We start from the raw sequence: 25,172 nt of genomic DNA, 5'->3' as shown, positions 1-25,172 counted from the left end.
GAGCAAACGCGATGTCAGGACCCCAATTTCCTCTGCCAAAGAACGAACCGGAGTTGTCGTTCGCCAAGGGCACTCAGGCGGCGGCTGACCTGAAGTGCGCACTCGATTCGCGCGACGTGGTCGAAATCCCAACGGTCATCGGCGGCAAGCGCTACTTCTCGAACGATGTAGTGGAAGTGCGCGCGCCGCACGACAACCAACGTTTGCTCGCGCGCATTCACCGCCCGAGCGAAGCGCAGATCAAGGAAGCCATCGCCAGTTCCAGATCCGTGGCGAAGGACTGGGCCAGCCTGTCGCACGCGAGCCGCGCGACGATCCTGCATCGGGCGGCGGACATCGTGGCCACGCGCTCGCGCATGAAAATCAACGCCGCCACGATGCTCGGCCAGAGCAAGACCATCGATCAGGCCGAGCCGGATTCGGCGTGCGAGCTGATCGACTTCCTGCGCTTCAACGCGTTCAATGCGCAGCGCGTCTACGCCGAGCAGCCGATGTCGGTTCCCACCGCCGTCAACCGTACCGACTGGCGTCCGCTGGAAGGCTTCGTGTATGCCGTGTCGCCGTTCAATTTCACGGCCATCGGCGGCAATCTGACGACCGCGCCCGCGATCATGGGCAACACGGTGCTGTGGAAGCCTTCGGAGAAGTCGGCGCTGGCCAATTACATCTTCTTCGAAGCGATGGAAGAGGCGGGCTTGCCGCCGGGTGTCATCAACTTCGTGCCGGGTGAAGCCGAACTCACCACGCGCGTCGCGATGTCGTCGCCGGAACTCGCCGGTATCCACTTCACCGGTTCTTCGGCCGTGTTCCAGTCGCTCTGGAAGGGCGTGGCGTCGAAAGTCGATACCTTCCGCACCATTCCCCGCCTCGTCGGCGAAACGGGCGGCAAGGACTTCGTGCTTGCGCATCCGTCGGCGAACGCGTCGGAAGTCGCCATCGCGCTGATTCGCGGTGCATTCGAATATCAAGGCCAGAAATGCAGCGCCGCATCGCGCGCGTATCTCCCGCGCAGTCTGTGGGGCGCGATCAGCGAAGAACTGAGCGCACGTCTCGCGACGCTGAAAGTCGGCGATGTCGCCGACCTCGACACCTTCATGGGCGCAGTGATCTCGCAGGCATCGCATCAGAAGCTCTCGCGAGTTCTGGCAGCGGCGAAGGAAGACTCGGCGGTCAAGATCGTGTCCGGTGGCAAGACGTGGTCCGAGCCGGGTTATTTCGTCGAGCCGACCGTGCTCGAAGTGTCCGATCCGCATCACGCACTGCTGAAGGAGGAACTCTTCGGGCCGGTGTTGTCCGTGTTCATCTACGAAGACAATGCGTGGAACGAGACGCTCGAACTGATCGATGCCACCAGCCCTTATGCGCTGACAGGCTCGATTTTCTGCACGGACCGCTTCGCGCTGCATCACGCCGAAAATGTGCTCGTCAACGCCGCTGGCAATCTCTATCTGAACGACAAGCCGACCGGCGCGATGATCGGTCAGCAGCCGTTCGGCGGCGGTCGCGCAAGCGGCACCAACGACAAAGCGGGCTCGTATCTGAACCTGCTGCGCTGGGCATCGCCGCGCGTCGTGAAGGAAACGTATTTCCCGCAACGCGACTGGACATTCGGCGCTTAACGTTTCGGTAGGAAAACGGGCCGCCATGACGCCACGCGCGTCGCGGCCCGCGATGGTTCGAAGAATAAAAAATAGCGCGATGACGCGCCTGCAAATCGGAGACAAGGCGCATCCACGGCTCTGGCGCTGTGGTCCGCCATCACCTCGTGCCGCCTTCACGCGGCGCTCAAGCCTTTCCCCGACTCGCAGCGCGGCGCTCGCCCGCATTTTTGCTCGCCTTTTCGACGTGAGATGCTCGACAGTTCGCTTCGGGTAGACCCTTGGCGTCGGGACGAAACGGGCGTCCGGTTCGCCTCGTTTCCGGTCGAAATGCCACTTTGGATAACGGCGACTTATGAAAATGAAAACGTACGCTGATGGTCCCGGAGGCTTGAATTTTGGCTCCTTAACGTACTAGTCATCGACTCGGCAGCACACACTTTTCACGGAAGACACATCAATGAGCAAGCGCCACCCTTACGCCGGAATTTTGACCGCTGTGCCGACGCCTCTCGACGGAGAAGGCCGTTTCCGTCGCGGCCCGCTCGTCGAACACATTCGAAATCTCGTGGCGCAGGGCACCGACGGCGTGGTGCCCCTGGGCGGCACGGGTGAGTACACGGCGTTGACCGCCGCCGAACGTCTGCGCGTGGTGGAAACCTCGCTCGAAGCGGCGGGCAGCGTGCCGGTGATTCCCGGCATTTTGTCGCCGGGCTTAGGCGACGCCATCGACAACGCGAAGGCATTCGTGCGCGCGGGCGCGAAGGCATTGATGGTCGTGACGCCGTATTACTTCCGTCCCACGCAGGACGGCATCGTCGATTACTACAAGGCGCTCTCCGACGCCGTCGACGCGGACATCATCCTGTACGAGATTCCGTATCGCACGGGCGTGTCGCTGCACTTCGAAACCGTGTCGCGTCTTGCGGACATGACGCGCGTCGTCGGCATCAAGGCGTGCAATCCCGATCTGGCGCAGCAGATGCGCGCGGCCGAACTCGCGAAAGACAAGCTGGCGATTCTGAGCGGCGAGGAAGATGTGCTGCCTCTGCATGTGGCGATGGGCGCGGTGGGCGGCATCATCAGCAGCTCGAATCTGGTGCCGAGGCAATGGTCCCGTGTGCTGACGCTCGCGATGAACGGCAAGCTCGACGAAGCCGTGGCGCTGCATGCCACGCTGCGCCCGCTCATCGACGCGATCTTCTCCGAACCGAACCCGGCACCGATCAAGGCCGCGTTGACGTTGCAAGGCCTCGATTTCGGCGATGTTCTGCCGCCGCTCAAGTCCGCGAGCGAAGCGTTGAAGACGCGCCTCGCGACCCTGATTCCCGCGTTCGTCGCTCGCGACGCCGAGCAGACCACACTTTGATATAGAGACTCGACATGGCATCGGAAAAGAAGATTCACGTTCCCCGTCGGCGATTCCTGCAGGCTGCCGGCACGACCCTGCTCACCGGCGCGATCGGCGCGCCGATGATCATCACCTCACGCAAGGCGATGGCCGCCAGTAACCTCACGGTCGTAAGTTGGGGCGGCAACTATCATCAGGGCGTCGAAGAAGCGCTGGCCAAGCCCTTCGAAAAGGAATTCGGCGTTCATGTGACGCTCGTCGACACGCCCGATCTCGCCAAGGTCAAGGCGCAGGTCATGACGAACAACGTGCAGTGGGACGTGTTCGACGCGGTTGGCCCGATGGCCATGACGGGCTCGAAGAACGGCTACTGGGAGCCGCTCGACCCGTCGCTTTTCGACAGGAGCGATCTCATCGCGCCGCTGACGCGCGACGCGGTGCCCTTCTATGGCTTTACGGGCGGTATCTGCTGGGACAACAGCAAGTTTCCGGACGGCAAGCATCCCGAGACTTTCGCCGATTACTTCGACGTGAAGAAGTTTCCGGGTCAACGCACGCTGCGCAATCGCGCGAGCGAGACGCTCGAAATCGCGCTGCTCGCCGACGGCGTGCCGCCTCAAAAGATCTATCCGCTCGATGTGGACCGCGCGTTCCGTGCGCTCGATCGCATCAAGCCGAATATCGGCAAGTGGGTTGACCAGACACCGCAAACCGTGACGCTCGTCGAAACCGGCCAGGTCGATTTCAGCTACACGTACTCGACGCGCGTGAAGGCCGCGCAGGAAGCGGGCAAGCCCATCAACTTCTCGTTCAAGCAGACGTTGACAGGTCTCGAATATCTGGTCGTGTTGAAGAACGCACCGAACAAGGCCAACGCGATGAAGTTCGTGCAGTTCGCGATGCGCCCGGACCGGCAGGCGGCATTGATGAATTATCTCGGCAACACGCCCGCGAGCAAGAAGGCGCTGCCGATGCTCAACCCCGATGTGCGCAAGTGGACATCGGACCCGAACAACAAGATGAACGTCATCAGCAACGACGCGTGGTGGGCGGATCACTACGAAGAACTGACGCAGCGCTTCAAGGAATGGGCGTTGTCGTAAAGGGGCCGGCGCATGGAGCGTGATCGACGTTCCGTGCGCGGGCGGCAGCAGCGGATGAGCAGGAGGCGAGTATGAAAGGACGAAACGACGGTCTGCTATATGTCGGACCCGCGACGGTGTTCCTGTTTTTTGTGGTTTTCATCCCGCTCGCGTATGTGGTTTATACGAGCGTGGCCGTGAGTGGCGGGTTCTCGTTTTCCGCTTATCGACGTCTGTTCGCGAGCGAGTTGTTCCTGCGTACGTTGTGGTCCACGTTCGAGATCAGCATCATGGCGTCGCTTTGCAGTCTGCTTCTGGGTTATCCGATCGCTATGCAGCTTGCCAGGCAGACGCCCAGAAAACGCGCCTTGTTCATGGTGCTCGTGCTCGTGCCTTTCTGGACCAGCATTCTCGTGAAGAGTTATGCGTTCACGGTGCTGCTCGGTCGTGACGGACTCGTCAATCAACTGCTGAGTTTTGTCTTCCATACGCGCGTTCAGATTCCAATGCTCTTCAATCGCGTTGGCGTCATGGTCGGCATGACGAATTACCTGATTCCCTTCATCGTTTTTCCGGTGCTCGCCAGTTTGCTGGCCATCGACAAGTCCTTGTACCGCGCGTCGGAGATCATGGGTGCGAAGCCTCCGCGAATCTTCTTCCGGATTACCTTGCCCTTGTCGATGCCGGGCGTCGCGGCAGCCGTGCTCAGCACGACCGTCATGTCGATGGGCTTCTTCGTGATTCCCGCGCTGCTCGGCGGCCGCAAGGACGCGATGATGTCGAATCTCGTCGACTTCTACACGCGGGAAACGATGGACTGGAACATGGCTTCGGCCATCGGCGTGATCCTGCTCGGCATCGTAACGCTCGCGGCGCTCGGCGCGGACCGCTTTCAGAAACGCAGCGCAAGCACGAAGGTGATGGCATGAGTACCACAATCGCACAGGCATCGCTGCCCGCGAAACAGGGCGTTGTCGTCGACAGGCTAGAACGGCGTTATGCGCGTTTGCGCAATGTTATCGCGTTCGCGGTGTATGCGTTCATTCTCGTGCCGACGCTGATCGTCATTCCGATTTCGTTCGGCGGGCAGGGTGAACTGACGTTTCCTCCACGCGTCTGGACGATCGAGTTGTACCAGCAGCTCTTCGGATCGAGCAACTGGGTCGACCCGATTCTGCAGAGTCTCAAGGTCGCGGGCTTCACCATGGTCACGTCGATCCTGATCGGCGTGCCGGCATCGTATGGTCTGGTGCGTTTCGATTTTCCGGGCAAACGCTTCGTCCTGCTCTTGCTGATGAGCCCGATTCTCGTGCCTGTCATCGTGATGTCGCTTGGGCTGTATCTGTATCTGTCGCGCCTGCAGATGGTCGGCACCACCATTGGACTCGTCGTGAGTCACGTCGCCTACGTCACACCGTTCATGATGATGACCGTGATGGCGGGCGTGAAAAAACTCGATCCGGCGCTCGAATTCGCGACCACGATCATGGGCGCGAAGCGCCGGACCGTGTTCTTCAAAGTGGTGCTGCCGCAATTGAAGCCGTCGATTCTGGCGGGCGCACTGTTCGCGTTCCTCGTGTCCTTCGATGAAGTCGTGATCGCGTGGTTTCTCACGAGTCCGACGACCACCACGTTGCCCGTGCGCATGTACAGCAGCATTCAGTGGGACATCTCGCCGGTCATCGCGGCGGTGTCGGCGCTGCTTACCATGTTATCGCTTGTGTTTTGCTGCCTGTCCGCGTTCTTGCAACCTGCGGCGCCTGAGTCGTCACACTGACGTCGGAGAAAGGGAATGTCACATGTACTGGTCCAGAAGTCAGTCAACCCCGTTGAGAATGGTGTCCAAAGCATGGCTTCGAGCACACGAACGAAAGAAGACATGATCGCGTTTCAGGGCGTCAGCAAGAGCTACGGCGGCTCGGTCGCGCTGCATCCGACGGAACTGGCCGTGAAGAAGGGCGAGTTCCTGAGCCTGCTCGGGCCGAGCGGTTCGGGCAAGAGCACGATTCTGAACATCATCGCGGGCGCGGTCGCGCCGAGCACGGGCAACATCGCGCTCGACGGCCGGGATGTATCGACGGTGCCCCCGCGCGCGCGCGGCCTCGGCATGGTGTTTCAGAACTATGCGTTGCTGCCGCATTTGAATGTGTTCGACAACGTCGCGTTTCCGCTGCGCATTCGCGGCATATCGAAGAGCGAGATTGCTCAGCGGGTGAAGAATGCCCTCGAACGCGTGGGCCTCGTGGGTTATGAGAATCGCAAGCCGCGCGAGATGTCGGGTGGTCAGCAGCAGCGCGTGGGTATCGCGCGATGCATCGTCTATTCGCCTTCCGTCATTCTGATGGACGAGCCACTCGGCGCGCTCGACAAGAAGCTGCGCGATCAGTTGCAAGGCGAGATCAAGCGGCTGCATCGCGATCTGGGAACGACGCTCGTGTATGTCACGCACGATCAGGAAGAAGCGCTGAACCTGTCGGATCGCGTGTGTCTGATGAACGGCGGACGCATCGCGCAACTCGGTACGCCCGACGAACTCTACTTCGAGCCAGTGAGCGAATTCGTCGCGGATTTCGTCGGTGAATCGAATCTTCTCGAAGGTGTCGTGCAAGGGGATAACGCGGTTCGTCTGACGGACGGAACGACGCTTCAGGTGCGCAGCACCGAAGGGCACGCAACGGGTTCGGCGGTCAAGGTGCTGGTGCGTCCGGAGAAGATCTCGGTTTTGGGCGACAGCGACACCGAGGGCGCGTCGGCGGCGAACAGCAATCTGTATCGCGGCACGATCGGGCAGACGTCCTTCATCGGCGGCATGACGCGCTTCGAGTTGAAGCTGTCCACCGGCGCGGCCTTGCTCGTCAAGACCATTTCCTCGCGCGCCGCCGAGCGCGCCGCACCCGGCGATGTGTTGAGCGTGCGCTGGTCCGCGCGCGACAGCGTCGTACTGAAGAAATGAAGACGATGAATCAAGAAGGCATCATTGAAACGATGGTCGAACTCGCCGGCCGTGCGAACGTGCTGGCTGACGCGAACGACATGGCGCCGCATCTGATCGACTGGCGCAAGCGTCACACCGGCGTGGCCGCGTGCGTGGTTTTTGCGCGCAGCGTCGAACAGGTGTCGAAGATTCTCGCGTGGTGCAATGGCGCCGGCGTGAAGGTGTTTCCGCAAGGCGGCAACACGAGCGTGTGCGGTGGATCGGTGCCGGACAAGAGCGGGAACAGCATCATGCTGAATCTCGCGAAGATGAACCGTATCGAAGAGGTGAATGCGCGCAATAACTCGATGACGGTCGAAGCAGGCTGTATTCTCGCCGACCTTCAGGACGCGGCATTCGCGGCGGATCGTCTGTTTCCGCTGACGCTCGGCGCGGAAGGCTCGTGTCAGATCGGCGGCAATCTCGCGACGAACGCGGGTGGCACGAACGTCGTGCGCTTCGGCAATACGCGCGATCTGGTCCTCGGACTCGAAGTGGTCCTGCCCGATGGCCGCGTGTGGAACGGCTTGCGCACGCTGCGCAAGAACAACAGCGGCTACGACCTGAAAAACCTGTTCGTCGGCGCGGAAGGCACGCTCGGCATCATCACGCGCGCGAGTCTGAAGCTCTTTCCGAAGCCGCGCGCGATGGCCACCGCCATGCTCGGTCTGGATACCGTCGAAGCCGCCGTCAGCGAAGGTCTCAAGCTGCAGGCCGCGTTTCCCGGAGAACTGGTCGGCCTCGAACTCATATCGCAAAGCGAGTTCGACATTTCATTGCGGCACGGTACGAACATGCGCAATCCCTTCGCGAAGACGCCGAAGTGGATGGTGCTCGTCGAACTCGCCGCGGCGACCGGCGGAAGCGAAGCGCTCGCAGACCGCCTGACCGATTCCTTGCAGCCCTCGTTCGAAGATGCGCTCATCACCGATGCGGTCATCGCTTCAAACGAGCAGCAGCGCGCGGATCTGTGGCGCATTCGGCATCACGTCACGGAAGCGAACGGCGCGGAAGGCATGGGACTCACGCACGATATCGCCGTGCCGACGTATCGCATTCCCGATTTCGTCGAACGTGCAGGGGCGGCGCTCGCGGAACACTACCCGCAGGCCGTGCCGGTGATCGTGGGACACATGGGCGACGGCAATCTGCATTACATCGCCATGTTCACGCATGAATACTGGCGCGCAGTCGAAGACAAGAGCGGCGTTCAACTCAAGCTCAGTCATCTGCTCTATGACATCGCAGCGGACATGGGCGGCACGTTCAGCGCGGAGCATGGCATCGGCGCGTTGCATGTGCCTGAGATGTCTGTCTACAAGGACGCGACCGAGATCGACATGATGCGGCAGATAAAGGCGATCTTCGACCCGCGCGACACCATGAATCCGGGCCGTGTCGTGCCTGGCGCCTCGGCATGATTCACGCGAGCGTTGCCGATTATCGCGACGCCGCGCGACGACGATTGCCGGAATTCGCGTTTCGCTATCTCGAAGGCGGCGCAGAAGACGAAGTGACGATGCGCCGCAATCGCGCGGCGTTTTCGGGCATTACCTTCGCACCGCGCGTGATGGTCGATGTGACGAATGTCTCGACCCGCACCACGCTCGGCGGACGGCCGGCCGCGTGGCCTGCGGTGGTCGGTCCGACCGGACTCAACGGCATTTACTGGTGGCGCGCGGAAGAGACGCTCGCCCAGGCCGCGCACGCGGCGGGTCTGCCGTTCGCGCTGTCCACGGCATCGACAAGTCTGATGGAAGACGTGCGCGGCGCCACCGACGGCGATCTCTGGCTGCAACTCTACGTGCAGCGCAATCGCGCGATTGCCGAGGACATGATGGCGCGCGCAAAGGCCTGCGGCTTCTCGACGCTGCTGCTCACCGTCGATACGCCCGTCACCGGTCAGCGCGATCACTACGCGCGCACCGGCTTCACGCTGCCACTGAAATGGACGCCTCGCCTGCTGTGCGATATCGCGATTTATCCGCGCTGGACGGCGGAGGTCGGCATTCGTGGCGTGCCGCAACTCGTCAATCTGGCGGAGAGCGCGCGGCTCGAAGGCGGCATCGAAGAGCAGGCCGCTGCAATGAACAGGCAGATGGAAACCGCGCTGCAATGGCGCGATGTCGCATGGCTTCGCCGGCACTGGCCGGGCAAGATTTTCATCAAGGGCATTCAGACCGCATCCGACGCGCGCATCGCGTTCGCGCACGAAGTCGATGGCGTCGTGCTGTCCAATCACGGCGGACGTCAGCTCGATGGCGCGCCAAGTGCGATAGAGATTCTCGCCGAAGTCGCGGCGCTCGCGCCAGCCCATGCCCACGTGATCGTCGACGGCGGCGTGAGGCGCGGCAGCGATATCGCGAAAGCCGTCGCACTCGGCGCGGAAGGCGTGCTGCTGGGCCGTGCGCCGTTGTACGGACTCGCGGCGGCGGGTTTTGAAGGGGCATCGGACGTGCTGTCGATGTTGCGGCGCGAGCTTGAGATCTGCATGAGCCTCGTCGGTTGCACAGACATCGAGGCACTCGATGCGGGTTATCTCGCGCGCGGCGAATGGACCGATTCGCGCGCGCCGATCATCAGGGAGACTGAGTCGTGAGCAGTGAAGCATTTCATTTCCAGCAGGGCAGCATTCCGTTGCTGCTTTCCATTCCTCATCTGGGTACGGAGATACCTGCGGATATCCGCGAGCAATTGACGGACGCATCGACCGAGGTGGCCGACACTGACTGGCATCTCGACCGCCTTTACGATTTCGCGGCGCGCGCGGGCGCATCGGTGCTGGGCGCGCGTTATTCCCGCTACGCCATCGATCTGAATCGTCCGGCGAGCGGCGAGAGTCTCTATCCCGGACAGACGACGACCGGCCTGTGTCCGCTGGAGACGTTTCGGGGCGATCCGTTGTATCGCAACGGTTCGGGACCGGATAGTGTGGAAGTCCAGCGGCGGCTCGGCGTTTATTGGCAGCCGTACCACGCGCAGTTGCACGCCGAACTGGAACGGCTAACGGCGCGCTTCGGCAAGGTATTGCTGTGGGAAGCGCATTCGATCGCAAGCGTCTTGCCGCGTCTGTTCGAGGGCAAACTGCCGGATCTGAACATCGGTACGAACTCGGGCGCGAGTTGCGATGCATCGGTGCTCGATGCGATCACCGCGACGCTCGGCGATCAGCCGTTCACCTGGATCGCCAACGGGCGTTTCAAGGGCGGCTATATCACGCGCGCATATGGGCAACCGGAGCGCGGCGTGCATGCCGTGCAACTCGAAATGTGCCAGTCGACGTATATGGATGAGGCAGCGCCGTTCGGCTATCGCGAAGATCGCGCGTCGAAAGTGCAGCCGGTCGTCGAAGGCATGGTGATGGCGGCATTCGAGGCGGTTCGCGGTCTGTAGCGTTCAGGGCGTGAATGAGAGAAGCGGGGTGCGTCCACTAGATGCACCCCGCTTTTCATTGCGCGAAACTAAGTGGAAACTAAGCGCTGCCATCGCGAACGACGACAGCACGCAACCTCAAACGCTCTTCGCGAGTTCCGGAACGACCTCGAACAGATCACCGACGATCCCGTAGTCTGCGACGCCGAAGATCGGTGCATCTGCATCCTTGTTGACGGCCACGATCACCTTCGAATCCTTCATGCCGGCCAGATGCTGGATCGCGCCCGAGATGCCGACCGCCACATACAGTTCAGGCGCGACGATCTTCCCGGTCTGACCCACCTGCAAGTCGTTCGGCGCGAAGCCGGAATCCACGGCCGCACGCGATGCGCCGATTGCCGCGCCCAGTTTTTCGGCGAGCGGTGCGAGCAGCGCGAAATTCTCCGCGCTTCCCAGACCGCGTCCACCCGACACGACGACGCGCGCAGCCGTCAGGTCCGGCCGGTCGCTCTTCGCGATTTCACGACGCACAAAGCGCGACAAGCCTGTGTCCGCGACGGCGGGGACTTCATCGACGGACGCATTTCCGCCTTCGGCTTTCGCGGCATCGAATGCGGTGATGCGGATCGTCGCGACCTTCACGGCATCCGACGATTGCACGGTGGCGATGGCGTTGCCCGCATAGATCGGGCGCTGGAACGTGTCGCCGGAGTCGATTGCGATGACATCGGAAATCTGCGATGCATCGAGCTTGGCCGCCACGCGAGGCGCGATGTTCTTGCCCGCTGCCGTGGCCGCGAACAGAATATGCGTGTAGTCCTTCGCCAGCGCGAGGACCTGCGCGGCGACATTTTCCGCGAGTCCATCGGCGAGATGGGGCGCATCGATCAGCACGACCTTGTTCACGCCCGCCGCCTTGCTCGCGGCATCCGCAGCGGCGCGTGCGCCGCTGCCCGCGACCAGCACATCCACGCTGTTCGCCAGTTTCAGCGCGGCGGAAACGGTGTGCAGCGTCGCGGCCTTGAGTTGCGCGTTATCGTGTTCGGCAATTACCAGAGTCGTCATTCAGATCACCTTCGCTTCGGATTTGAGTTTCTCGACGAGCGTCGCGACGTCGGGCACGATCACGCCTGCTTTGCGCACCGGCGGCTCGACCACTTTCAGGGTCTTGAGGCGCGGTGCGGGGTCCACGCCAAGTTCGGCGGGGCTCAGCGTATCGATCGGCTTCTTCTTCGCCTTCATGATGTTGGGCAGCGTCACGTAGCGCGGCTCGTTGAGGCGCAGGTCGGTGGTTACGATTGCGGGCAGACGCAGCAAGATCACTTCCAGACCGCCATCCACTTCGCGCGTGACGGTGGCTTCGCCATCCGCGATTTCGATGTTGCTCGCAAAGGTCGCCTGCGGCCAGTCGAGTAGCGCCGCGAGCAACTGGCCGGTCTGTCCGGCGTCGTCGTCGATAGCCTGTTTGCCGAGGATCACGAGCTGCGGTTGCTCGCGCTCGATCACCGCCTTGAGCAGCTTGGCGACGGCGAGCGGTTGCAGTTCCGCATCGGTCTGCACGAGCACGCCGCGATCCGCGCCGATGGCAAGCGCCGTGCGCAACGTCTCCTGGCTTTGCGCGAGCCCGCACGACACCGCGACGACTTCGTTCGCCAAACCTGCTTCCTTCAGGCGCACGGCGGCTTCCGTGGCGATCTCGTCGAACGGGTTCATCGACATCTTCACGTTGCCGATATCCACACCGCTGCCATCGGACTTGACGCGCACCTTGACGTTGTAATCGACCACGCGTTTCACTGCGGTTAAAACTTTCATCGCTTGATTCTTCCTGAGAGATTCAGATGGATTCGATCGTCACGAGCACGGGCGGCGAGTACGTGTCCGAGAGCGGGGCGATTTCGATTGCCTGTTCGAGACGATCGATGACGAGCGCATGACCTGCATCGAGTACGTCATGATTTCCGATGCGGCACGGCGCATCGAGCGCCACGACGCAACCGGCTTGCGCAACGGTTTTCGCTTCGATCGCACAGACGCGCGCACGGTATTGGCCGATACGTGTCATTACATTGAGCGCGCTCACCGGTCCGCCGATCAGTGCGGCTTGCCATGCAATCGCGCCGTCATAGCAAGTCGGGTGGTAGGGTTTCAGCGCGACGACGTCATCGCCATGACGCAACATGGCGCCCGCGCCACGCAACACACACGAAATACGCGCGATGCCGTCGAAGCGCGAATACGGTCCGTCGCGTCCGACTTCCGCGATGCTCACGCGCCAGTCGCCATTGCGCGCCGCGATGGTTCGTGTGGTGCCGCCTCCGTTCTTCCACGGTTCGGCGGCGATCTCGTCGATCTTCATCACGCGCATGGCGGTGGCCGCAGGATCAGGAAACCGCGCCGAGTCCATATTTACCCGTCAGCAATTCGCCGGTGGCGAAGCGTTCGATGGAATAAGGCTTGAGTGCGACGTCGGTGGGCATTCCGAGCGCTTCCTGCGCAAGCACGCGCCCGACCGTCGGCGACAGCTTGAAGCCATGGCCCGAGAAGCCATAGCCGACGACCAGCCCTTTGATGCCCGGCAACTTTCCGAGCACCGGGTTCCAGTCGGGCGTGACGTCATACACGCCCGTCCACGACGACGCGATGCCCGCCGTCTCGTACTCGGGGAAACGCTCCGCGACTTGCGCGCCGACTTCGACGACATAATCCATCGGAATGTCGCCCTGCTCGGTTTCCGCCGTGTTCAGCTTCTCGCCCACGATGCCTTCGCTCACCAGCATCTGGCTGCCACCGTAGCTGCGGTAATAGAGCATGCCCGGCGAAGCCAGATCCTTGAAGACGGGCATCGAGAACGTATATTTCGCCGCTTCGCATTCGAGCGCGAGCACGGCATGGCGCTCAGGCAGGACAGGGAGATTTTGTCCGGTCCAGCCTGCGAGTTCCGGCGTCCAGATATTCTGCGTGCTGATGACCATGCCCGCGCTGAAATCGCCGATGCTCGTCGACACGCCGACCACGCGGTTGCCTTCGAACAGAATGCGGTTGACCGACGCATTTTCGCGGATCGTCACACCGCCGCGGCGCGCGGCGCGCGCGAAGCTGGTCGCGACGAGATACGCATCCGCGAAACCCGCTTCCGGCTCGTAGCCGATGAGCGCGGCATCGTCGAAACGCGCGATCGGCAGAAGTTCGTGCGCCTGCTCCGCATCGAGCAGTTCGAGCGGAATGCCTTGCTCTTTCTGCTGTTCGAGCGATACGCGCAGCGGTTCCAGCTTGTCGCCTTCGGCGGCGACGATCATGTAGCCGCTCTTGACGAGGCCGCACGATGCTTCGTCATCGCCTAGATACGACGCGAAATTGTTGAACACGTCCCACGATTTGCGTGCGAGCTCGACGTTCTCCTTGACAGAGTAATGCGTGCGCAGAATGCCGGAGGACTGCGATGTCGTCCCGGCGCCGATCGTTCCACGATCGAGCACGAGCACCTTCTTCGCGCCGAGTTTCGCGAGTTGAAAGGCGACCGAACTGCCGATCACGCCGGCGCCAATCACTACAACGTCATATCTTTCCACGGTTTTAATCCTTCATGGCACTTGGGATGGACTCAGTGTGGGGCGATCAAAATCGGCGCATGAAAATATAAGCAGAATCGATCTTTAGCAAAAGCAAGGGTAAGAATGACCGTCCCGACTTCGGGAAGACCCGCGATCACAATCAATGATCCTTATTCAAAAGATAAGCTTTGCTGCAGCAGTCTCGGCCCGGCTTTTTGCATGCTTAGTCTGTGCGAACGGCTTGCGATGCAAAGCCTAAGTCGCGCCCGACAGGAAAGCACTGCCGGCGACGGTTCTCAACCTGTATGCAGGAAGGCCGGTTATGTCGAAGTTTCGCGGTTCAGTCGATTTCAAAGGGCGGAGGAAGTTCGTTTCCGCGTTGTCGGGCATTGCAGTGGCAAGCGCCGCTTCGCCACTGCTGCTTAATTCCGGGCGCGCGTATGCGGGCGACAAGCAACTGACTTTCGTGACGTGGGGCGGCGCGTACCGTCAGGCGATCGAAGAAACGGTCGTCAAACCTTTCACGAACGAAACGGGCATCGCGGTCACTATCGTCGATACACCGGATATGGCGAAGCTGCGCGCCCAGGTGCAGACCAATAACGTGCAGTGGGACGTATTCGATGCGCCCAACGCGCTCGGTGTCGCGGGCGCGAACGCGGGGCTCTGGGAGCCGCTCGATCTGGCGATGTTCGACCGCAGCGATCTGATCATCGACATTAAGAACAATCTGCTGCCCTGGTACGTGTTTGTCGGCGGCATCGCGTGGGATCCGAAGAAGACGCCGAACGGCAAGCATCCCCGCAACTTCAAAGAATATTTCGACGTCAAGGCGTTTCCCGGCGGACGCACCTTCCGCAATCGACCGAGCGAAACGTTCGAAGCCGCGCTGCTCGCGGACGGCGTGCCGCCCCGACAACTCTATCCGCTCGATGTCGATCGCGCCTTCAAGGTGCTCGAACGGATCAAGCCGAACGTGGTCAAGTGGATCGATCAGACGCCGCAGACGCTCACGTTGCTGCAAACAGGCGAGACGGAATTCAGCTACACCTATGCCTCGCGCGTGAAACCTGCGAAAGCAGGCGGACAGTCGGTCGATTTCTCGTTCGATCAGAACGTGAACGGCTTCGAGTATCTCGCCGTCGTGAAGAATGCGCCGAACAAGGTGGCCGCGATGAAATTCCTGGCGTTCGCCGCGCGTCCGGACCGACAGGCTGCATTCATGGAACAGATCGGCAACACGCCGAGCAGCAAGCGCGCACTCGGTCTCATGAGCGCGGAAAGCCGCAAATGGATTCCCAATCTCCAGGCCGAAAACAGCGTGCTGATGGACGACGCGTGGTGGGCGAAGAACTTTGACGAGATCACGCGCCGCTTCAAGGAATGGACCCTCTCATGATTTGCGGAACCACAACAGAAGGAATTCGACGTATGGAAAACATCGAAGCGCTGCGGCATCGCGTAGATCTTTCCGGCGCGTTCGCGTGGCCGGTCGTGTCAGGCCTGACCGCCATCGTGCTGCGTGAGAAAGGCGAAGCCGCGCTCAACAACGTGTGGCGTTCGCTGATGGCGGCAGAACAGTCGCAACGATTCGTCGAAGCACTCGACAAACTCGGCATTCGCGGTGACGCGCCGGCTGTCACGGCGGCCAAGTATCACTACTTCAGCAACACCATCGGTGGGCTGAGTCTGCAGTACATGGAAGAGTCGCCGAAGAAAGTATGGATTCGCTACATGCCGCCGTGGGGCACGTTCCCGGGTATTTCGGCGCTTGCCGTGCCGACGTCGGTCCGGCGCACGATTCTGTCGACCTGGCATCCGCGTAACGGCGAATTGCTGGGTTGCCCGCGCCTCGGCTGGGTGGCGACGAAGTTCGTCGCGGAAGGGCATCAGTACGACGAAGGCTATTTCATGGAATACGACCATGATCTGCGTCCCGAGGAGCGCTTTCGAGTCGAGCACGTCGAACATACGCCCGAGTTCGATCCGGCCAAGGCGCCGCAACTTGATCCGCAATTGTGGCCCGAAGCGCGCGTACTGAAGGGCTGCGCGAACTACGCGTCGGATTACGTCAAGCATGTGATCGAAACCGTGGTCGCCCAGTTCGGCATGAACACGGCGTGCTACATGCTGTCCTGCGCGATGAAACTGCTCGCTGTGCAATTCACGCCGGCGCTCAAGGCTCTGACGAAAACCGAAGGCAACGATCCCGCCGCGCTGGCGCAGATGTTCGCCACCATTCTCGGGTCGTTCAAGAACAGTCCACAGTCGCGCAAGACCGGCCCGGACACGGCGGAAGTCACGTTCGAAACCTTCGAGCCCTTTCCGTTCGCGCAATCGGAAAGCATGCGTGATGCGGCCTTTGCGTTCTTCGACATGAGTGTGAGAACGTTGAACGGGCATGTGCGAATCGAGCGCCGTTTCGATGCGTCGACCGGCGTGGAACGATGGACCTTGACGGACACGCACACATGGCTCTGGTGATGGCGACGACTTCACATTTCTTGGCGAGCGACAACATTCCGCGACTGCTGCGTGAATGCGCCCGCGATAATCCCACTCACGTTTTCTGCCGGTCTGGCGACGAATCGCTGACTTATGCCGATCTGGACGTGCGAGTGAATCGGTTGGCGAACGGCTTCGCGCAGATCGGCATCGGTGCGGGCATGCGTGTGGCCGTGATGCTGGCGCATCACGTCGATCACGCGCTCACCTTCTTCGCGCTGTGCAAGCTGGGCGCGGTGCAGGTGCCGGTGAACGTGCATCTGAAAGGGGCTGCACTCGAACATGTGCTGCACCATTCGGAGCCGGCTGTCATCGTCGCGGATGCGTGTTACGCGGCAGTGCTCGCGCCGATAGTCGATCACGAGACCGCGATATGGCGTGAAAGCATGCAGTCCTTTCCGGCCAGCAGGCATGGGTTCGAGACGCTTGCCGCGCATGCCGATGCGGGCGCACCATCCTTTGAGGCAAACGACGCCGACTTGCGCGGAATCCTCTACACGTCTGGCACGACCGGGCCTGCCAAGGGCGTCCAGATGAGCGACCGGATGTATCGCGCGGCGGCGCTCGGTTCATCGTGGGTCGGCTCGATCACGCCGGGCAGCGTGCTGCATTTCTGGGACCCGATCTATCACGTCTTCGGCAGCGAAGTGCTCGTGATGGCGTTGATGCAGCCCATCACGCTCGCCTTCGTGCCGCGTTTTTCCGCATCGGGATTCTGGGGCGAGGTGGCGCGTTACGACGCGACGCATCTGCACTTCGTGGGCGGTGTATTGCAACTGCTTCTGAAGCAACCGCCTGCGAATTCGGATCGCAATCACACGGTGAAGATCGCGTGGGGCGGCGGTGCGCCCGTCGACGTGTGGAAGGCGTTTGAGGAACGCTTCGGGATTCCGGTGCGCGAAGGTTACGGGATGACGGAAACATCGAGCTTCAGCGTCATCAACACGGAAGGGCGCATCGGGTCGATCGGCCGTGCGGTCGACTATTTCGACGTGCAGGTCGTCGGCGATGACGGTGCGCCGGTGTCTGTGGGCGAGATCGGCGAACTGCGCGTGACGGAACGCGAGAGCGGCACGATTACCGCCGGCTACTTCCGCAACCCGGACAAGAGCGCCGAAGCGATTCGCGACGGCTGGCTCTATACGGGCGATCTCGCGCGCGAAGATGCAGACGGATACTTCTACTTTCTCGGCCGCAAGAAAGACAGTCTGCGGCGGCGAGGCGAAAACATCTCGGCGTGGGAAGTCGAGAACGTCGTAAATGGACATCCGTATGTAGAGGAGAGCGCGCTCATTGGCGTTAAGAACGAGTTCGATGACGAAGACCTCAAAATCTTCCTCAAACTCAAGCCGGATGCGCCGGCGTTCGTGAACGACGAATTCATCGCATGGTGCGAGGAGCGGATGGCCCGGTTTCAGGTGCCGCGTTTCATCGAGTTGGTGGGCGAGTTTCCCAAGACGCCGACGCAACGCATCCAGAAGCAAGGGTTGTCCACGCGAATCGACGATTGCTGGGATGCCACCGCCCGTCAGGCACATTCAAGACCGGTGGTGTAGGAATCGAACGTTTTGATGGGCAGGCCCGGTAGCGCGGCGGCGAGGCTTGGGCCGATGACCTCGCGCACGATCGAGGCGGATTCGTGCGCGACCGCTTCCGCGATATCCGGCCATTCGGCGCGTCGCGTCAAAATGAAGAAGTGGCGATAACCAAGTTGCGTGAGTCGTAACGGCACGACGGCGATATCGGCAAGATGCACCCGCGATTGCCACAGACACATGGGCGTCGTGATCGCGCAGCCAAAGCCCGAAGCGACGAGACTCAGGAGCGGATCGGTATCGTCAAATTCGTAGCGCCTCGGCGCGTAGTAGTTCATGTGGGTCACGAAACGCTCCACCTGCTGTCCGATGACCGAGCGGCCCGTGTAACGCAGCAAGGGCAAGTCGCGCAGTACCTGATAAAACGCCTGGTCACGATGCGTTTCATGCCACGACTTCGGCACGACCGCGACGAACGGCTCGGAAAAAAGCGGACGCAGCGCCACGCGGCTCGGGTCGAGCGTGGCTTCGGTGCAGATCGCGAGATCGAGTTCGCGGTTGACGAGTTGTTCGCTGAGAATCGGCGTAAGGCCGGACCACATCGACAACTCCTGCGCGCGCTCCGCGAGCCGCGCGACGAGATGCGGCCCGACGCTTGCCGCAAAAGAATCCACGCAGCCGATACGCAGATTCGCGACACCCGTGCGCGCAGCGGAGCGCACCTTGTGCGTGACCGTCTGCGCATGCTCCAGCAGCCCGCCCGCTTGTTCGAAGAGAATGCGGCCAGCCGCGTTGGGGCGTACAGGACGGAAGTCGCGATCGAACAGCGACACACCTTGCTCGCGTTCGAGCGAAGCAATCAACTGGCTGACGGCGCTTTGAGTGACGCCGAGCACGCGCGCGGCTTTCGTCATCGACCTGGTCTCGCAGACGGTGACGAATGCGTGAAGCGCGCGCAAGTCGACGCAGTTGATCAAGGTTCGCATGGTTCCTCCTGTCAGCCTGCATCTTGCGCGCGCGAATAATCGCCAGGCGGAATGCAAGCATCGATTGAATGCAGCATAAGAAGGGCTTATGTCGCGAGCTTTCCTTATTCGATCTCATACGATGCTTGCAACCCCGATTGAATTCACCCAAGCGAAATGAATACACAGACTCTCGTCGAACAGTACGGTCCTCGCGATGCCATGGAATACGATGTCGTCATCGTCGGAGCCGGTCCTGCTGGCCTTGCCGCCGCGATCCGGCTGAAGCAACTGGCAAACGAACAGCGTCGCGAACTGAGCGTATGCGTGCTGGAAAAGGGCTCGGAAGTCGGCGCGCATACAATGTCCGGCGCGGTCATGGACCCACGCGCGCTGACGGAGTTACTCTCCGACTGGCACGAACGCGGCGCACCGCTCGATGTTGAGGTTACCGAGGATCGCTTTCTATTCTTGTCGGAAGACCGCGCGCGACAGGTGCCGAACTGGCTCTTGCCGGAAAACTTCAAGAATTACGGTAACTATGTCGTGAGTCTCGGCAACGTTGCGCGATGGATGGCGGAGCAGGCCGAAGCGCTCGGTGTCGAAATATTCGCGGGCTTTGCAGCGGCGGAAGTGCTGTATGGCGAGCGCGGCGAAGTGCGCGGCGTGGCGACGGGCAACATGGGAATCGGCAAGGACGGGCAGCCGACTGGTGAATTCCAGCTCGGCATGGAATTGCAGGCGAAGTACACCTTTTTCGCGGAAGGCTCACGCGGTCATCTTGGCCGGCAGTTGCAGGAGCGCTTCCATCTGCGCGATGGCGTCGATCCGCAAACGCACGCGATCGGCATCAAGGAGTTGTGGGAAATCGACCCGTCGATGCACAAGCCTGGCCTTGTCATCCACACGGCAGGCTGGCCGCTCGACAGCGATACCTACGGCGGCTCGTTTCTCTACCACCTCGATAACAATCAGGTCGTGGTCGGGTTCGTCGTCGGGCTGGGTTATTCGAATCCTTATCTGTCGCCGTTCGAAGAGTTTCAGCGCTACAAGACGCACCCTGAGATTCGCAAGTTTCTGGAAGGCGGCAAGCGTGTTTCCTACGGCGCACGCGCGATCACAGCAGGTGGCCTTCAATCCCTGCCGAAGCTGGTCTTTCCCGGTGGCGCGCTGATTGGATGCGAAGCGGGCTTTCTAAATGCATCGCGCATCAAAGGCAGCCATGCGGCGATTACAACAGGAATGATGGCGGCGCAAGCCGCGTTCGATGCCATTGCCGAGGGGCGGCAGAACGATGCGCTCGTCGAGTATCCCGAAGCATTCGACCGATCCTGGCTTAAAGACGAGCTATATCGCGCGCGCAATTTCAAGCAGTGGATGAGCAAGGGCCTGTACAAAGGCACCTTCATGGTCGGCTTCGAGCAAAAGCTGCTCGGCGGACGAGTGCCCTGGACGCTGCGACATAAACATGCCGATCATGAAACGCTGAAACCCGCGTCGCAATGCAAAAAGATCACGTATACGAAGCCGGATGGAAAGCTCACGTTCGATCGATTGTCGTCGGTATATCTGTCCAACACGAATCACGCGGAGAACCAGCCGGCCCACCTGACGCTGAAGGATGTGACGGTGCCGGTCAGCATCAATCTCGGCAAGTACGATGGCCCTGAGGCGCGCTTCTGTCCGGCGGGCGTCTATGAATATCGCGAAGTGGAAGGCGGTGCTGCGGCACTGGTCATCAATGCGCAGAATTGCGTACATTGCAAGACGTGCGATATCAAGGACCCGACGCAGAATATCGTGTGGGTAACACCTGAAGGTGGCGGCGGACCGAACTATCCGAATATGTAAATGAAACCGGCGGAGTTCGTTGGAGTCGCCTCGACCTTGCTTTTGAATGTGCAGCCACGCCGCTTGATCGCCACAACGCGGATCGGCCGGCCGGCGAGACGCTATGGCCATCGTTATGTGGCCTGTCAGTTTCGGCAGCACGCCGCCGGTGCTCAGGCTTCTGAAATCGAAGTCCATTTCCGTCGCGTTCACAGGAATCGGGCCTCAAACCGGCGAAACCGACTATACGTCTGCGGTGACAGCCAACAACTGCGATACGGGCAAGTTCCAAGCGAGCTATGTCTGCAAACTGGCGAAGGATCGCGGCAGTAATAAGGTTGCAATGCTTTCGCTTCCTCAGGATCGAGAGAACGCGCAGAAGTACCTGCGTGGTGCGCGAGTCGTTTAAGGCCGATGGCTGCGATCTCGTGCAGATCCTCGAAGCACACGATTTGTCGATCAATGAATCCGTTACCGAGCCAACGACATTCTCACGGCCCATCCTGACGTAAGGGCGATTTACGGCATGCTCGATAACGCGGGCATCGGTGCGGCCAAGGCGTTGCAGACTCGTGGGCTCGTCGGTAAGGTTGCCGTCGTCGCCGCAGATGGCAGTCCAACGACGATCAAACCGGTAAGAGACGGCACGATTCAGGGTGCATTCGTGCAAGGCGCAATGGGTCAGGGCATTGATACAACGACGCAAGTCTTTAGTGCGCTCAACCAAAGCCGACCACTCAAGTCTTGTCTTTTACGGAAGTGCTCGTAAACAAAGACACAATCGACCATCCGGACGTGCAGGAAGCGGTGAAGCGCATTTATCCGCCTTCGTTGGGCAACTATTGATATTTGACGGTGAGCGCGCGCCTGCGCGTTTCCCTCTCGAAATTTTCCCCCACACTTCCGAGCAAGTCCTCTTAACCAAGGAATGCGCGAAATCGCAGTCTACGCTGCACGGTCAAGTCGCACCCAGGACGTAGGCGCCGCAATGATCATGGTAACGCCTCCGTGTCATGGCGCCACGTTGCGCGCCTCCTTGCGCTGGAGGCGTTTACGCGAACGCCGCCGCGATTGGCTGGCGCGATGCCACATATCGGTGAGGTCGCGCTGGCGCTGCGCTCGGATATCTCGATGTGCGGTTCGAGGGGAGCGGCGGACTGAGCGTCCGGCGCTTGTGAGTTGGCATGAGGCGTTTGCAGAGCGGTTCGCGGCGTTTGGCGAAACGCGGGCGAGTTGATGGGGCGGCTTCGATGCTGCCGGTGGTGGCGGCATTAATATGCCGTAATTGACATAAATCAATCTATCGCATTTTCATATGTAGTCCTAATAGAATCGACGTTGATCTAGCTTTCCGGATCCGTCGGCTTTAGATTGCAAGTCTCCAAATGTGAGATGGAGATTATCGCGGGGCACGCTTGAACGCTCACTCCCGACCCTCTTCAGCCGTTGTCGCCTTTGCGATTTAAGAGACAGCACTTTGGCCAACAGCGGCCATTCCCGTGAAACTTCAATACACGTACCAGTATAGATCACGACTCCATTCGTGTAGTTCCGAATCTTACTCTGTTCATTAGCAGGGCCTTTTCAAGTTAGTAAATAGTTCGGTGATGGCGACCCACGATGCACGTACGCGATCTATCTGTTCGGTATGGCATTTATGTTCTGTTTCTCGTCGCAAGAATGGGACGAGAGAATCATTTTGGTCGACATCGCCTGACAAGGCCTTGTTAGCTCGGACTCTATTCTTCGCTCAGCTGTCTCCTGAAAATCGAATAGACTCACCGCCGCCACCAGCTTTGCCGCAAGAACGACCGCGATTGTCCGCGCCGCTTGTCCCCAAGATCATCTACGCCGACCGTGGTTACGATTCTGACCCGCATCGCCGCCGGCTTCGCGAGCGCGGCATCCAACCGGTTATCGCCAGGCGTCAAACAGAACACGGCAGCGGCCCTCGGCAAATTTCGTTGGGTCGTCGAACATACTCATTCTTGGCTCCCATGGTTTCCGTCGCCTCCGCACTCGCTTTGAACGCCGCGCTGACATTCACGAAGCATTCCTAAAGCTAGCCTGCGCACTCGTCTGCTGGAACATCTTCAGCCGCACGGAGCGCGCTTTTTGAACTGGCCTTTCACGGTAATTTTCTATAGAGGGATATATCAGTCATAACGTAGGAGTACAATCGTGCCGTTTGATGAAAGTTTCATCCGAAGCCGGACCAGGGGTAGTCCATCGAATGTGCGTCACTTACTGACGCTTAAACAGGTTAGTAAGTAGCGTGCCAAATTCATGTATGACCTAATTTAAAGGTGTACTAATCAACCAAAGACGTTGCTCATGGGTGGGATCCAACGCTAGATCCAGACCCATACTCATCACAAGGTGGTCGAACATGAAGCCGGCGCGAGTCAGATTGCCACTAAGAAGGATGCCATGTGGCGGCATGGGGTGTACCGGCGGCAGGGGACCGATGGTGCGGTTGAACCCCGTATTTGCCGTGTCGCGCCGTGTTGCGTTCCCCCATTCCAAAATCTTCAAATTTCCCGCCCCAGGTTGCCCACTCGGGATGTCCGAGCCGCAGAACGGCACCTGCTTGATCTGACGCGATTCTCGGGAAGAAGTCCAGACGACGGCGGACACTTGGATGCAATAGTTTGCTGGCACTGCATATTCTCGGCCCGTCCACCATCTGATTATGTCTTGGGACGCGTCGGTCGGTGTGGATTCGATGGTCAATGCGACTCGCGGCCATTGCGAGGAGCCCGTTTGCGTCGTAAAGATACCCCGCAGGCCTGACGAATCGAAGGTGCCAGCATTGGGCGAAGACATGCTTTTCATTGACGTCAGACCTTGATTAATTGTGCTCGTCAGGCCACTGCTTAAATTGGCGCAACCGAACAGCAGAGCACTTCCGATCGTCGTCGCCAGCAGACGTAGTACTAATGCCGCGCCTGAATGATGCGTTGAGTTCCTATCATGGGGCACATAAAAGACGGTGTTCCGGAACATAAATTTCCTGTCTAATGCTTTTGGGGCGGCGTCGCCGATCCTTGCGATGGCTTACCTGCGATGGGAAGCTTGAGCGAAGACTGGAATCAATGAAGGTCGACGATCAGGGCGTCATTGGCGTCGGCCACATGGACCGCGACCACCTTGGCGACGACGTCTTTGCGTGCGGCGTAAGACACCGTGTCGGCCGCTTTGAAGTAGACGTCCACGTTCAATGGCAGGCTTGGGCCACCGGAGGCCACGACCTTCGCTTCGAGCGCGCGCGCGTTGTCGTCGCCGTCCGGCGCGACGGACTGAAACCTGGGCTCGCCGCGCAGCACCACGCCGTAAGAGCCCGAATCCAGAAGGCTCAACCGCGAGTTGCCGTCCATCCCCAGCCCGAGAATCGGGAAAGAACGGGTGTCGGCGTTGTAGTGGCCCAGCGACGCGTTCGCTTTCACGACGAAATAGGGCGAAGCCATTTCCGCCTGCTGCTCGCCTTGATACTTCTCCTGCAACGTCTTGGCGATGTCTTGCCGCTTGAAGGAGTCCGCGGTTGCGCGGTAGTCGGCGTTGAACTCGCCTGCGAGATCCGTCGTCGGCAGCGCCGCATGGCCGAGCCCGTAATACAGCAGGGCGACTTGCAGGCCGCTTTGAAGCACTGTGTAGCTCGACAAGGGCCGCGTCTTGTCGATCGACGCCGCAGATAAATCGGCCGTGCACGGTCCGATTTGCAGGGAGTGATTGGTCGCTTCGAGCATGATCGCGTGAGCCTGCTCCGCGCTGCTCGCGGACACCGACTCTTGATTGATGGACACTTTCTTCATGCCCAGCCGGGCCCTGTCCTCGGCGAGGACGTTGGTTTGAGGCTGGCCGATGTCGGGATAAATGAACACGCACACGTAAGTGTTCTTGGTCGCCTTGTCAGCGGCGATAGCGGCCTGGCCAGCCTCGTCGTTCCAGCCGGTGGAGCTCGGCATCTGAGCCGCTTGCGCGCTCGGCGAGGCGCCGCCGGCGGCGTCCGCGGCGTTCTTGGAGCACGCGGGGAGCAGCGCGAGCGCGGCAAGCGCGCTCGCGGCGAGCGGGTGGATTCGGTTTTTCATGGCGTTGGTGTTTTTATGGGCGTGCGATGGAACGCTCACTAGGCGCTTTCGCGCGGCGGCGAGTGGCGAATGAGCTCGTAGCGGATGGATGTGGGCGCGGCGTTCTTGTTGTTCGGGTAGTCCTCCAACCGTTGCTTGACGATGCGGCCGACGCTGGGCGCATACCAATCAGTCTCGCGCGAGCGGCCGGGGGGGGGGGGGGGCGGGCCGGCCCCCCCCCCCCCCGCCCGGCCCCCCCCCCCCCCCGCAAAAAAAAACCCACCCGAGCGCACCGCCGCAAAAGCAACCACAAAAGCGCGGCGGCGGGGGGGGGGG

Annotated in this window: 22 protein-coding genes and 2 pseudogenes; 16 read left to right on the top strand and 8 right to left on the bottom strand. The window is 60.7% G+C overall.

The genetic code is table 11. From position 1 onward, the window contains the following. The first annotated feature begins 11 nt into the window (after positions 1 to 11). From pruA to hutG, 9 genes are all read left to right on the top strand, one after another. On the top strand, positions 12 to 1,619 hold the full coding sequence (gene pruA / locus NCR40_RS28895) for an L-glutamate gamma-semialdehyde dehydrogenase (protein WP_250511488.1): 1,608 nt from the start codon (positions 12 to 14) through the stop codon (positions 1,617 to 1,619). 439 nt (positions 1,620 to 2,058) lie between these two features. Next, positions 2,059 to 2,967: a 4-hydroxy-tetrahydrodipicolinate synthase gene (gene dapA, locus NCR40_RS28890; protein ID WP_250511487.1), complete on the top strand. Its 909-nt coding sequence runs from the start codon at positions 2,059 to 2,061 to the stop codon at positions 2,965 to 2,967. Between the two features lie 14 nt (positions 2,968 to 2,981). After that, positions 2,982 to 4,052: an ABC transporter substrate-binding protein gene (locus NCR40_RS28885; protein WP_250511486.1), complete on the top strand. Its 1,071-nt coding sequence runs from the start codon at positions 2,982 to 2,984 to the stop codon at positions 4,050 to 4,052. A gap of 71 nt (positions 4,053 to 4,123) precedes the next feature. Beyond that, positions 4,124 to 4,960: an ABC transporter permease gene (locus NCR40_RS28880; protein ID WP_250511485.1), complete on the top strand. Its 837-nt coding sequence runs from the start codon at positions 4,124 to 4,126 to the stop codon at positions 4,958 to 4,960. After that, on the top strand, positions 4,957 to 5,808 hold the full coding sequence (locus NCR40_RS28875) for an ABC transporter permease (protein ID WP_250511484.1): 852 nt from the start codon (positions 4,957 to 4,959) through the stop codon (positions 5,806 to 5,808). The genes NCR40_RS28880 and NCR40_RS28875 overlap by 4 nt, the downstream gene beginning before the upstream one ends. A gap of 102 nt (positions 5,809 to 5,910) precedes the next feature. Further along, the gene (locus NCR40_RS28870) at positions 5,911 to 6,984 is read left to right on the top strand and encodes an ABC transporter ATP-binding protein (protein ID WP_250511483.1); all 1,074 of its coding nucleotides are present in this window, start codon (positions 5,911 to 5,913) and stop codon (positions 6,982 to 6,984) included. 5 nt (positions 6,985 to 6,989) lie between these two features. Then, positions 6,990 to 8,426 carry an FAD-binding oxidoreductase gene (locus tag NCR40_RS28865; protein ID WP_250511482.1) on the top strand — a complete coding sequence of 479 codons (1,437 nt, stop codon included), beginning with the start codon at positions 6,990 to 6,992 and terminating at the stop codon, positions 8,424 to 8,426. Further along, the gene (locus NCR40_RS28860; protein ID WP_250511481.1) at positions 8,423 to 9,604 is read left to right on the top strand and encodes an alpha-hydroxy acid oxidase; all 1,182 of its coding nucleotides are present in this window, start codon (positions 8,423 to 8,425) and stop codon (positions 9,602 to 9,604) included. The genes NCR40_RS28865 and NCR40_RS28860 overlap by 4 nt, the downstream gene beginning before the upstream one ends. Continuing rightward, a complete protein-coding gene (hutG, locus tag NCR40_RS28855; RefSeq protein WP_250511480.1) occupies positions 9,601 to 10,398 on the top strand; it encodes an N-formylglutamate deformylase in 798 nt (265 codons plus the stop codon). Before NCR40_RS28860 ends, hutG begins: the two co-directional genes overlap by 4 nt. Before the next feature lie 117 nt (positions 10,399 to 10,515). Here hutG and NCR40_RS28850 read toward each other — a convergent pair whose 3' ends face one another. Genes NCR40_RS28850 through NCR40_RS28835 form a run of 4 tightly spaced genes read right to left on the bottom strand, consistent with a single transcriptional unit; the run spans position 10,516 to position 13,952 of the window. Next, positions 10,516 to 11,445: an electron transfer flavoprotein subunit alpha/FixB family protein gene (locus NCR40_RS28850; RefSeq protein WP_250511479.1), complete on the bottom strand. Its 930-nt coding sequence runs from the start codon at positions 11,443 to 11,445 to the stop codon at positions 10,516 to 10,518. Then, positions 11,446 to 12,195 carry an electron transfer flavoprotein subunit beta/FixA family protein gene (locus tag NCR40_RS28845; protein WP_250511478.1) on the bottom strand — a complete coding sequence of 250 codons (750 nt, stop codon included), beginning with the start codon at positions 12,193 to 12,195 and terminating at the stop codon, positions 11,446 to 11,448. A 22-nt stretch (positions 12,196 to 12,217) separates the two neighbouring features. Next, positions 12,218 to 12,748, bottom strand: a complete 531-nt coding sequence (locus NCR40_RS28840) for a HutD/Ves family protein (protein ID WP_250511477.1) — start codon at positions 12,746 to 12,748, stop codon at positions 12,218 to 12,220. A 16-nt stretch (positions 12,749 to 12,764) separates the two neighbouring features. Continuing rightward, positions 12,765 to 13,952 (bottom strand): NAD(P)/FAD-dependent oxidoreductase, encoded by a 1,188-nt coding sequence (locus NCR40_RS28835; protein WP_250511476.1) that lies wholly within the window; start codon positions 13,950 to 13,952, stop codon positions 12,765 to 12,767. A 304-nt stretch (positions 13,953 to 14,256) separates the two neighbouring features. Here NCR40_RS28835 and NCR40_RS28830 point away from each other — a divergent pair, with 304 nt between their 5' ends. The 3 genes from NCR40_RS28830 to NCR40_RS28820 are packed head-to-tail and all read left to right on the top strand — an operon-like array spanning position 14,257 to position 17,995. Beyond that, entirely contained in the window at positions 14,257 to 15,333 is a 1,077-nt protein-coding gene (locus NCR40_RS28830) for an ABC transporter substrate-binding protein (protein WP_250511475.1), read from the top strand. A 32-nt stretch (positions 15,334 to 15,365) separates the two neighbouring features. Then, positions 15,366 to 16,418, top strand: coding sequence for a hypothetical protein (locus NCR40_RS28825; protein WP_250511474.1), 1,053 nt, complete (start codon positions 15,366 to 15,368; stop codon positions 16,416 to 16,418). Continuing rightward, the gene (locus tag NCR40_RS28820) at positions 16,406 to 17,995 is read left to right on the top strand and encodes an AMP-binding protein (protein ID WP_250511473.1); all 1,590 of its coding nucleotides are present in this window, start codon (positions 16,406 to 16,408) and stop codon (positions 17,993 to 17,995) included. Before NCR40_RS28825 ends, NCR40_RS28820 begins: the two co-directional genes overlap by 13 nt. On the opposite strand, the gene NCR40_RS28815 is transcribed toward NCR40_RS28820, so the two are convergent. Next, positions 17,968 to 18,960, bottom strand: coding sequence for a LysR family transcriptional regulator (locus NCR40_RS28815; protein WP_250511472.1), 993 nt, complete (start codon positions 18,958 to 18,960; stop codon positions 17,968 to 17,970). The two genes, NCR40_RS28820 and NCR40_RS28815, sit on opposite strands and share 28 nt — an antisense overlap. A gap of 156 nt (positions 18,961 to 19,116) precedes the next feature. On the opposite strand from NCR40_RS28815, the gene NCR40_RS28810 reads away from it, so the two are divergent. The 4 genes and pseudogenes from NCR40_RS28810 to NCR40_RS28790 all read left to right on the top strand — a co-directional run. Beyond that, positions 19,117 to 20,790 (top strand): electron transfer flavoprotein-ubiquinone oxidoreductase, encoded by a 1,674-nt coding sequence (locus NCR40_RS28810; RefSeq protein ID WP_250511471.1) that lies wholly within the window; start codon positions 19,117 to 19,119, stop codon positions 20,788 to 20,790. 103 nt (positions 20,791 to 20,893) lie between these two features. Further along, complete coding sequence (locus NCR40_RS28805; protein WP_250511470.1) at positions 20,894 to 21,178, top strand: type 1 periplasmic-binding domain-containing protein; 285 nt, start codon at positions 20,894 to 20,896, stop codon at positions 21,176 to 21,178. A gap of 117 nt (positions 21,179 to 21,295) precedes the next feature. Then, entirely contained in the window at positions 21,296 to 21,538 is a 243-nt protein-coding gene (locus NCR40_RS28800) for a type 1 periplasmic-binding domain-containing protein (protein ID WP_250511469.1), read from the top strand. 1,057 nt (positions 21,539 to 22,595) lie between these two features. Next, positions 22,596 to 22,888 (top strand): annotated as a pseudogene (locus NCR40_RS28790) (transposase); the annotation flags it as partial. A 176-nt stretch (positions 22,889 to 23,064) separates the two neighbouring features. Here the strand turns inward: NCR40_RS28790 and NCR40_RS28785 are convergent. From NCR40_RS28785 to NCR40_RS28775, 3 genes and pseudogenes are all read right to left on the bottom strand, one after another. Beyond that, positions 23,065 to 23,775: a hypothetical protein gene (locus NCR40_RS28785; RefSeq protein ID WP_250511468.1), complete on the bottom strand. Its 711-nt coding sequence runs from the start codon at positions 23,773 to 23,775 to the stop codon at positions 23,065 to 23,067. Positions 23,776 to 23,861: 86 nt separating this feature from the next. Then, positions 23,862 to 24,896, bottom strand: coding sequence for a DUF4852 domain-containing protein (locus NCR40_RS28780; RefSeq protein WP_250511467.1), 1,035 nt, complete (start codon positions 24,894 to 24,896; stop codon positions 23,862 to 23,864). Then, a pseudogene (locus NCR40_RS28775) lies at positions 24,896 to 25,172 on the bottom strand (hypothetical protein); the annotation flags it as partial. The pseudogene NCR40_RS28775 and the gene NCR40_RS28780, both read right to left, overlap by 1 nt.

Origin of the sequence: Caballeronia sp. GACF4, assembly GCF_023631025.1 — a bacterium.
Lineage (GTDB): Bacteria > Pseudomonadota > Gammaproteobacteria > Burkholderiales > Burkholderiaceae > Caballeronia.
The sequence above is the reverse complement of the archived record's forward strand: the minus strand, read 5'-3'. Positions and strand labels throughout refer to the sequence as shown.